The following is a 9,229-nucleotide window of genomic DNA, read 5'->3' as shown; positions in this document are numbered from 1 at the left end:
TAATCGGACAGTTCGGCGTTGGCTTCTACTCTGCCTTTATCATTGCCGATAAAATTACCGTTGAAACCCGCCGCGCTGGCACCAACACCACGGAAGGCGTGCGCTGGGAGTCGGAAGGTGCTGGCGAGTTCAGCATCGAAGCTATCGACAAAGCGGGTCGTGGCACAGACATTATTTTGCATTTGCGCGCCGAGGAAGATGAGTTTTTGTCGGCCTGGAAATTGAAATCGATTATTCAAAAATACTCTGACCATATCTCGCTGCCGATTTTGATGCAGAAAGAAGAGTGGGACGAAGAAAAGAAAGAAACGGTCGTTCAAGACACTTTTGAAACCGTCAATCAGGCCAGCGCATTGTGGGCACGCAGCAAATCGGACATCACCGAAGAGCAATATGTCGAGTTCTATAAACACGTCTCGCACGCTTTCGAAGCACCTCTGATTTACACCCACAATCGCGTTGAAGGTCGCAGCGAATATACGCAGTTGCTGTATGTCCCGGCACGTGCGCCATTCGATTTGTGGGATCGCAATAAGCGTGGCGGTCTCAAGCTGTATGTCAAACGCGTCTTCATCATGGACGATGCCGAGCAACTGATGCCGATTTACCTGCGTTTCGTCAAAGGCGTGATCGATTCAGCAGATTTGCCTCTTAACGTTTCGCGTGAAATATTGCAAGAATCGCGTGATGTTCGCGTGATCCGAGAAGGTTCGACCAAGCGTGTACTAAGCATGCTGGAAGAATTGGCAAACAATGATGAGCAATCGCAAAAAGACAAATACGCAACATTCTGGACCGAGTTCGGTCAAATCCTGAAAGAAGGACTGGGCGAGGACGCTACCAACAAGGAACGTATCGCTAAACTGTTGCGATTTGCCTCGACCGATAACGATAGCGATGCGCAAACCGTATCGTTTGCTGATTACATCGGCCGTATGAAAGAAGGCCAGAGCAAAATTTACTACGCGACCGGCGAAACCTATACAGCGGCTAAAAATAGCCCACATTTAGAGATTTTCCGCAAAAAAGGCGTCGAAGTCTTGCTGCTGACTGACCGCGTCGACGAATGGATGCTTTCGTTCTTACAAGATTTTGAAGGCAAGGAACTGGCTTCTGTGGCAAAAGGCGGACTTGATCTTGGTACGCTGGAAGACGAAGCCGAGAAAAAGCAACACGAAGAAACCGAAACGCAGTTTAAGGATCTGGTCGAGAAGATGAAGACGTCATTGGCCGACAAAGCCAAGGATGTACGCGTCACTTTCCGCCTGACCGATTCACCAGCGTGTCTGGTAGCCGATACCAATGAATTGTCCGGCAATCTGATGCGTATGCTGAAGGCCGCTGGTCAGGAAGCGCCTGACTCGAAGCCTATTCTGGAAATTAATCCAGATCATCCGCTGGTGCAACGTTTGAAATACGAAGAAGCGAAATTTGACGATTGGGCAAATATTCTCTTCGATCAGGCAATGCTGGCCGAAGGCGGCGCGCTGACCGATCCTGCGTCTTTCGTCAAACGTCTTAATGATATGTTGCTCGGCTTGGCCTCAAAATAAGCGTCAACATAGCGAATACGGCGAAATAAGTATGGAAACAAATGGGGGAGCCTGGCTCTCCCATTTTTTTACTTAAAAAATGACAAAACGCTAAATAGAAAAACAATAACCAGAGCGATCTCTCAGTGAATCAATAAATTTGCCTATCAGCGCCCTGTTTAGAACAAATTAAGACTAATGTGAGATTAACGAAGACAAATTATTTACTACAATCGGAATCAACCAAGGGGCCAAAAATGCCGTCAGTACGCCATTCATCCCCATTCCCAAACCGGCAAACGCCCCCATTTCGGGACTGACCTGAAATGCACGCGCCGTGCCGATCCCGTGCGAGGTGACACCCAACGCAAATCCGCGCACTTCATGTGAATCAACACGCATCCAGTTAAACAAAAATCGCGCTATAACTGCACCAAAAATGCCAGTACAAATAACCAATACCGCCGTTAATGCAGGAAGTCCGCCTAGTTTCTCTGACACGCCCATGGCGATCGGTGTCGTGGCCGATTTAGGGCCGATGGAGATAGCGAGTTGATAGGAGCCACCCATCACAACAGTAATGGCGACGGCAGAAATGATCGCTGTTATCGATCCAGAAAATAACCCGCAAACGAGCGGTATAAATGATCTACGTAATCGCGGTAACTGGCGCGCAAGGGGAATCGCCAATGCCACCGTCGCGGGTCCGAGTAGGAAGTGAACGAACTGAGCGCCTGAAAAATAGTCACGGTAAGACATACCCGTAGTCTGTAAAACCAAAACGATCAGCGCAATCGCAATGGCGACCGGATTAGCAAGTGGTGAAAATTTGAAGCGACCGTACACCCAAAATGCGATGACATACGCACACAACGTCAGCGTCAAGCCAAGCAGAGGTGAACCCGCAAGATAGACCCATATTGATCCAAACTCAGGAATGCTATGCATGATCGCTCTCTTTGGGTACTTTATGCTTGTCTAAAGCGCCTGATTCACCCTGCAATTCGGCATCTGGCTCCCTCCGCGCTTTACGCTGAGCGGGCATTGTCAATCGTATCGCGGTAGCTGTCACAGCGAGAGTAAGTATGGTGCTGACGATGACCGATACAATCACGGCGAGCCAATGGCCTCGGACGGTGGCTGCTGAGACGACAATTCCTACACCCGCAGGGACGAACAATAGCGATAAATGGCCGAGCAGTTCAGTGCCGGTTTTCTCAATGCGCTCAAGTAAGCCCGGAGAAATCACTAGAGCCACGAATAGCAGCAACATGCCAACAACAGGTCCGGGAATAGGCAAACTTAAAGCAAACGTAATGCCCTCGCCCAAACATTGAAAAATTAGTAGGGTAGCAAACGTCGCAAGCATCGAATGATTCCTCCCTTGTTTTATTTAAACATCTAAAAGAAGCCGTTACCTCACTCACCATTTCACCATCGAACCGTCTTACCGCCTTACCGCCTTACCGTCTTACAATACCGGATTTCACCTCTCAAATTTACATGCTTCACACGCTGAAGCCCTTACTTTGAGTCAATGGATCAATAACGTAAATGCCACCGGTTGTACAAAAAACTCAGCACGAATAAAGGGCCTATTAATAAAAAACGCAAGTCATCAAAGAATGAAGGCTTTTTACCTTCGATGTGATGACCGATAAATTGACCGATCCACGCCGCAACAAAAACGGCAACCGACAACGGTAACACCCAATTACCAGGAATACTATCCAAAATTAATAGCATCAATGCCACCATCAAAACCATTCCGGCAGCAAATGATAGTGACAATGATCCGTAGTAAATCAGCGCGGCTATTGCGGCTATTGTCGCCACAAATGGATGTAGTGCCCAGAGTAAACCCAGCAACGCAAATACAATCGCCGGGACGCAAATACAATGGATGATTTCGTTAGTATGGTTGCGGTGACTTTCCGCATAGGCCCTTAACAGGGCATCAATTTTTCTCGGGGTTGCTTGCATCGTCTGCACCTTGTTTAGTTTTAAAATCTTGGGGATACAGAGCCCCGATTAAGGGCAACTACCAAATACGCATAAAGCACTTACCGGCCACCGGCTACATCTAAAAACGATCCCGTAGAGTACGACGCCTGATCCGACAACAACCACATAATTGCTTGCGCCACCTCATCGGCACGACCACCACGACGCATCGGAATGGCATCTTTCACCCTGTCTACGCGCCCCGCTTCGCCACCGCTGGCGTGAATATCTGTATAAATCACTCCAGGCCGGACCGCATTCACCCGAATACCCTGATCAGCAAGTTCTTTTGCTAATCCTATCGTCATGGTATCTATTGCGCCTTTGGATGAGGCGTAATCAATATATTCTCCTGCGCCGCCAAGGCGCGATGCTACCGATGACAGATTCACAATCGCGCCACCGTTGCCACCCAAAGAGGTAGACATGCGTTTCACCGCCTCGCGTGCACAAATAAAGCTACCGACCACATTCGTCGCGAATATCCGCTGCAAACGTGCCGCATCCATTTGCTCCAGACGCATTTGTGTTTCGAGAATGCCTGCGTTGTTGACCAATGCAGTTAATGTTCCGAGTTTTGTATCGACGGTCTCAAAAAGCTTTACTACGTCACTCTCCACGGCCACATCAGCAGCCACGGCGATAGCCTTTCCGCCACCAACGACGATAGCATTGACCACGGCCTCGGCAGCATCCCGATTACGCACATAATTAACGCAGACCGCATAACCCCGCTCAGCCGCCAGCAGTGCAGTAGCCGCGCCAATGCCACGACTGGCACCGGTAATTAGAATAACGGGTTGATGCATGCAAACACTCCTTCAGATATTAACGGTGAGCCTAAAAAAAAACCAATAAGTTGACGTATAAAAAAAGTTTCTCAAGAAAAATATATTAGTCTCGTAAAAATCATGATGAAAGACCTACAGAAACGATAATATACTGATCCTTCGAGAAAATAATTACCGGCGCCACCTTATGCCAGCACCACCAACATCAATTGCGAACTTGAGCGGCTTTACCCCCGTTATAGATGAAGGCACACAAATCTTGATACTGGGCAGCTTTCCAGGTGTCGCATCATTGGCACTCCAACAATATTACGGTCATCCACGCAACCAGTTCTGGCCCTTGCTTTCGGCAGTGCTCGACGATAATTTGGTTGACTTGCCTTATCTCGAGCGATTAATCCGTCTACGCGCACACGGCATCGGTTTATGGGACGTGCTTGCTGGTTGTGAGCGTAATGGCAGTCTGGATAGCGCTATTCGTAATCCACTCGCTAACCAATTTGATTTACTGCATCGGCGCTGCCCGCAATTAGCGCGAATTTGCTTTAATGGCAAAACATCTGGCAAATTCGCGACCCAATTCTCGTCAGCTGGATTCGAAACTCTGGTGCTACCATCCTCATCACCCGCTAACGCACAATCTACATTTGAGCAAAAACTGGCGCTGTGGCGCGGTATCATTGCGTAATCATCAGATCATTTTGTGCTAGCCGCTTATTCCCTTTAGTAGATCCACTTACGCCACCTCATATCCAGACAATGCTGATCAAACGCAAATCCATCGAAGCCGAAGCCAATCTTAAAGCCGGCCCAAGTAAACGCCTCCAAAAAACTGATACAAAGGATGCGAAGGCAGAGCCTAAAGCCCCGCGCAAACCTAAATTCGCTCCCGTCACATTGTCAGAACAAGACGGCGTCCGTTTTTTACATTTCGGTACCGAATGGGTGCAAGGCGCAATGCGGCTAAGGAAACCAGACTGGCTGGAGTTGGAATACGCACAACAAATGATGGCGTGGATGCTATTTAATGATCAGCCGCAGCATATTGTGCAACTTGGCCTGGGTACAGCCGCCCTGACCAAATTCAGCTATCGTCAATTTCCAGCCGCACGCGTCACCGCGATTGAACTGAATCCTTCCGTGCTCACAATATGCACAACCATGTTCAAGTTGCCGCCGGATGATGACCGCTTGACCGTCATCGAAATGGATGCAATGGATTTTGTCATGAACGAGGCGAATCGGGACACCATCGATGCGCTACAAGTCGATTTATACGACGCCACTGCAAAAGGCCCGGTGCTCGACACCCCCGAGTTCTATAGCGCCTGCGCCGCCTGCCTTACGGACAATGGCGTAATGACGGTTAATCTATTTGGCGACCACCCAAGTTACGCCAAGAATCTGAAAGCGATGATGTTCGCCTTCGATGATGTCTGGTGTTTACCTGAAGTCCATGACGGCAATGTGATAGCCATCGCGTTTAAAACCGCATGGAAACCGGATTTCACAACACTTTATGAACGCGCTGCAGAGATAACAGCTGAGACCAAGTTGCCAGCAAAAACGTGGGTGAACGGCATAAAGGTATGGCATACCGACCATTGAGAACTAAACCCTAGGGCTTATTGACTAAGCGTTGTGCAAGATTCAAATCATCGCGCGCTTGGTCCACTAATCAACTCACAACATTAACTTTGCGAAACTAGCCATAATAAAGTGATGAATAAAGCTCCGCCAAAAATACTCGATCTACAGCAAATTTTCACTTGGTTGCTGGCGGATGGCACGGTTATAAAAGAAGAAGTTAAAGACTTTTTTACCCAGGCGCAGGGTATTTTCCGCAACGCCAGTATTGCTATTCATCCATTGTCCGCAGTGGCCCAATGCAAGCGCCTGACCGCGCAAATCCCTCAGCGGGCAATGACATTGGAGTGGTTGACGGAATGGTTGGCGCACAAAGTCGCCCTGCCCTTTTACCGTATTGATCCACTCAAAATTGACTTTGCCAAAGTGGCGGATGTGATGTCGGCGACTTACGCTACCCGGTTCAATATTTTGCCCGTCGAGTTAACGGCGACAGAACTCGTGATCGCAACTGCAGAACCATTTCGTATCGATTGGGAACCGGAAATTGCTAAAATTTCGCGGCGGAATATTAAGCTGGTCATTGCTAATCCAATCGATATAACGCAATACATCACACAATTTTTTACCCTCGCAAAATCGATTAAAAGTGCGCATAAATCGGGTGGACAGGAATTAGCATTAAGAAATAACTTTGAACAATTGGTGGAGCTAGGCAAAGCCAATAAGCAGGTAGACGCCAATGACCGTCATATCATCAATATCGTCGACTGGTTATGGCAATACGCATTTGAACAGCGCGCGTCAGATATTCACATGGAGCCCAAGCGCGACTTCAGTGCTATACGGTTTCGCATCGACGGCGTGCTACATCAGGTATATCAAGTTCCAGCTGTCGTAATGATCGCGATGACAGCGCGAATCAAATTACTTGGTCGGATGGATGTCATTGAGAAACGGCGCCCACAAGATGGACGGATAAAAACTCGCACCGCCGGTGGTCAGGAAGTCGAATTACGTCTTTCAACGCTGCCAACCGCTTTCGGTGAAAAGCTGGTGATGCGGATTTTTGATCCAGAGGTAGTCGTAAAAACGCTACCCGAATTGGGCTTCCCAAAAGATGACGCCTTACGTTGGGATGCACTGACCAAGCGTCCACACGGCATTATTCTCGTCACCGGGCCAACTGGGTCAGGTAAAACGACGACCTTATACACCACCCTAAAAGCGCTAGCGACGTCAGAAGTAAATGTCTGCACGGTCGAAGACCCGATCGAAATGGTCGAACCTGCATTCAATCAGATGCAGATCAACCAAGGCATCGATCTGACATTTGCGGATGGTGTCCGAGCGCTGATGCGACAAGATCCAGACATCATCATGGTCGGTGAAATACGCGACTTAGCCACCGCAGAAATGGCCATTCAGGCTGCACTAACAGGCCATCTGGTGCTTTCTACGCTCCATACTAACGACGCGCCATCTGCGGTTATGCGATTACTGGAACTTGGCGTACCTTTTTATCTACTGGAAAGTACGATCATTGGCATCATGGCCCAGAGACTTGTGCGCACTTTATGCCCACATTGCAAAAGCGACGGCGGTGAAGTCACGGATGAAGTGTGGCAAAATTTGGTGAAAAATAATGCGATTCCAAAACCCGCAAACGTCTATCAACCAGTTGGATGCCCCGAGTGCCGTCAAACCGGCTATCGTGGACGAACAGGTTTGTATGAACTTCTAACAGTTACACCATCGTTTTCAAAAATGATTCAGGCTGAAACTGACATTCAGGCACTAAAGCAACAAAGTATTTCCGATGGCATGAAGCCTTTACGCGTTGCCGGTGCCCTTAAGATTATAGAGGGCGTCACCACGGTCGAGGAAGTTTTAAAAGTGACTTCAGCACTTACTTAACACCTGCAAAACTCTAAAGGAATATCATCATGTTGCGAGCAATGCGAATAAAAAAAGAGTTCTTCACCGTCACGCTATCAATAGCACTGCCACTTTTGGGGACTTTCGCACAAGCACAAACCAACACCACTCACGCCGCAATAGAAGTATCAAAAGCGCCAGCCAGCGCTGAATGTCATCAGTTAGACGAGCGAACGCGGGAACTTGATCAGATAGAACAACAACGTCTCATGGAACGTGGTACCAAATATGAAAGTAAACGTCCCATCCAAAGTCAGGAATGGATACGCCAGCAACGTAAAGATATCCAAACTAAAATGTTTTTTGCCAAATGTTAGAGGTCTAGGAGTCGTGGGGCCGGTAGTCGCTGATTCAATACACTAATCAAGCAAAAATCTACCGGGCTGCCTAACAAATTAGACAAATTCCCCCGACAAACGCGGGTGAAGGTAAAATTAACACCTCTCGTCTTTATTTGACGCGATACGCTTGAAAATACGTTGCCTGGCAATCATTTCAAGGGTTTCAAGAAGTGAACTGTAAGCAAACACCAAATACACAAGAGGAATCGATTGAAAACAGCACTGGTCGGAGACTACAGCATCCCCGAGTTCGACAAAACGATCATGACTAACTTATTGGTGTCCGTAGTGGACCTCAATATCGTCAGACAAGAATATAAACTCATCGGCGTCCGTAACGCCGATCAGGAAATCTATCGCGTAATCGGTGCAACTACCGATAACCAATACAACAACGCGTACGAAGAACTTGATGACATGGGTTTGATAGATGACCTGCAAGAAAGCGATCGGGAAAAAAATGGTTATGACGCTATCTTTAGCCTTAACCTTGACGCCGATGCATAACATGCCCAAATAGGGTAGTTCTATTTGCTCAAATTGAGCGCTATCCGCGGATAGCGCTTTTTTTAAAAGTTACTCTTATAGCCTACTTTATATCAACTATCAACAGGCCTAATTCATATCTGATTTAGCGCTATCTGCAACATCTCTTTCTACCAACTCACCTGCCACCGTCAGAAATGCGTTGACCGTCAAGACCTCATCTTGGGATGCGCCATGTTCACTTAATTGGGCAATGATCGTATTCATCACAGGATTGACATAAATAAATTAACCATGAAATAGCCGCACGACAGACCACAAATGCAAGTGGGATAACGAGAAGCGTGGCGATATGCACGCACGATAAAAATCGTTTCTTAAATCTTTTTATACTTTTCCATATAGCAGAGCATTAACCAAATAAGCGGCAGAATACGCAACTTAGAAGCTGGCTGAGATTACCTGGATCAGGATTTAAATCAGCAATTAGGACCCCACCAATAATGTCTGACGGTGAGCACGTAACAATGTCAATCAGTAGAGTTCGCGG

General features: G+C 47.7%; 11 protein-coding genes. 6 read left to right on the top strand and 5 right to left on the bottom strand.

The annotated features are described in order from the left end of the window. Positions 1–1,553: molecular chaperone HtpG (gene htpG, locus QN379_RS17265; protein WP_323507174.1), on the top strand; the 1,553-nt coding region annotated here is incomplete at its 5' end. Between the two features lie 174 nt (positions 1,554–1,727). Here the strand turns inward: htpG and QN379_RS17260 are convergent. From QN379_RS17260 to QN379_RS17245, 4 genes are all read right to left on the bottom strand, one after another. Beyond that, complete coding sequence (locus QN379_RS17260; RefSeq protein ID WP_322238268.1) at positions 1,728–2,480, bottom strand: LrgB family protein; 753 nt, start codon at positions 2,478–2,480, stop codon at positions 1,728–1,730. Beyond that, the gene (locus tag QN379_RS17255) at positions 2,473–2,901 is read right to left on the bottom strand and encodes a CidA/LrgA family protein (protein ID WP_322238266.1); all 429 of its coding nucleotides are present in this window, start codon (positions 2,899–2,901) and stop codon (positions 2,473–2,475) included. Before QN379_RS17255 ends, QN379_RS17260 begins: the two co-directional genes overlap by 8 nt. A 173-nt stretch (positions 2,902–3,074) precedes the next feature. Continuing rightward, positions 3,075–3,515, bottom strand: a complete 441-nt coding sequence (locus tag QN379_RS17250; protein ID WP_322238264.1) for a DUF962 domain-containing protein — start codon at positions 3,513–3,515, stop codon at positions 3,075–3,077. Between the two features lie 80 nt (positions 3,516–3,595). Continuing rightward, positions 3,596–4,345, bottom strand: coding sequence for an SDR family oxidoreductase (locus QN379_RS17245; protein WP_323507173.1), 750 nt, complete (start codon positions 4,343–4,345; stop codon positions 3,596–3,598). Between the two features lie 169 nt (positions 4,346–4,514). Between QN379_RS17245 and QN379_RS17240 the strand changes: the two genes are divergently transcribed. The 5 genes from QN379_RS17240 to QN379_RS17220 all read left to right on the top strand — a co-directional run bounded on the left by QN379_RS17240 (position 4,515) and on the right by QN379_RS17220 (position 8,700). Then, positions 4,515–5,015: a DNA-deoxyinosine glycosylase gene (locus QN379_RS17240; RefSeq protein ID WP_322238261.1), complete on the top strand. Its 501-nt coding sequence runs from the start codon at positions 4,515–4,517 to the stop codon at positions 5,013–5,015. Between the two features lie 71 nt (positions 5,016–5,086). Next, positions 5,087–5,935, top strand: a complete 849-nt coding sequence (locus tag QN379_RS17235) for a spermidine synthase (protein ID WP_322238259.1) — start codon at positions 5,087–5,089, stop codon at positions 5,933–5,935. Between the two features lie 114 nt (positions 5,936–6,049). Further along, positions 6,050–7,831, top strand: coding sequence for a GspE/PulE family protein (locus QN379_RS17230; RefSeq protein ID WP_323507172.1), 1,782 nt, complete (start codon positions 6,050–6,052; stop codon positions 7,829–7,831). Between the two features lie 29 nt (positions 7,832–7,860). Then, positions 7,861–8,169, top strand: a complete 309-nt coding sequence (locus tag QN379_RS17225; protein WP_322238255.1) for a hypothetical protein — start codon at positions 7,861–7,863, stop codon at positions 8,167–8,169. 234 nt (positions 8,170–8,403) lie between these two features. Further along, entirely contained in the window at positions 8,404–8,700 is a 297-nt protein-coding gene (locus QN379_RS17220) for a hypothetical protein (RefSeq protein ID WP_322238254.1), read from the top strand. Between the two features lie 108 nt (positions 8,701–8,808). On the opposite strand, the gene QN379_RS17215 is transcribed toward QN379_RS17220, so the two are convergent. Continuing rightward, entirely contained in the window at positions 8,809–8,946 is a 138-nt protein-coding gene (locus QN379_RS17215; protein WP_323507171.1) for a hypothetical protein, read from the bottom strand. Between the last annotated feature and the right edge of the window lie 283 nt (positions 8,947–9,229).

Origin of the sequence: Glaciimonas sp. Gout2, from assembly GCF_035018905.1 — a bacterium.
Lineage (GTDB): Bacteria > Pseudomonadota > Gammaproteobacteria > Burkholderiales > Burkholderiaceae_D > Glaciimonas.
Note: the sequence above shows the minus strand (reverse complement) of the source record. Positions and strands in the feature narration are given on the sequence as shown.

What these genes read in the sequence shown, in the direction of transcription:
- QN379_RS17235 (WP_322238259.1), top strand. Translation starts at nt 5,087, where the DNA reads ATGCTGATCAAACGCAAATCCATCGAAGCCGAAGCCAATCTTAAAGCC.
- QN379_RS17230 (WP_323507172.1), top strand. Translation starts at nt 6,050, where the DNA reads ATGAATAAAGCTCCGCCAAAAATACTCGATCTACAGCAAATTTTCACT.
- QN379_RS17240 (WP_322238261.1), top strand. Translation starts at nt 4,515, where the DNA reads ATGCCAGCACCACCAACATCAATTGCGAACTTGAGCGGCTTTACCCCC.
- QN379_RS17215 (WP_323507171.1), bottom strand. Translation starts at nt 8,946, where the DNA reads ATGAATACGATCATTGCCCAATTAAGTGAACATGGCGCATCCCAAGAT.
- QN379_RS17225 (WP_322238255.1), top strand. Translation starts at nt 7,861, where the DNA reads ATGTTGCGAGCAATGCGAATAAAAAAAGAGTTCTTCACCGTCACGCTA.
- QN379_RS17245 (WP_323507173.1), bottom strand. Translation starts at nt 4,345, where the DNA reads ATGCATCAACCCGTTATTCTAATTACCGGTGCCAGTCGTGGCATTGGC.
- QN379_RS17260 (WP_322238268.1), bottom strand. Translation starts at nt 2,480, where the DNA reads ATGCATAGCATTCCTGAGTTTGGATCAATATGGGTCTATCTTGCGGGT.
- QN379_RS17255 (WP_322238266.1), bottom strand. Translation starts at nt 2,901, where the DNA reads ATGCTTGCGACGTTTGCTACCCTACTAATTTTTCAATGTTTGGGCGAG.
- QN379_RS17250 (WP_322238264.1), bottom strand. Translation starts at nt 3,515, where the DNA reads ATGCAAGCAACCCCGAGAAAAATTGATGCCCTGTTAAGGGCCTATGCG.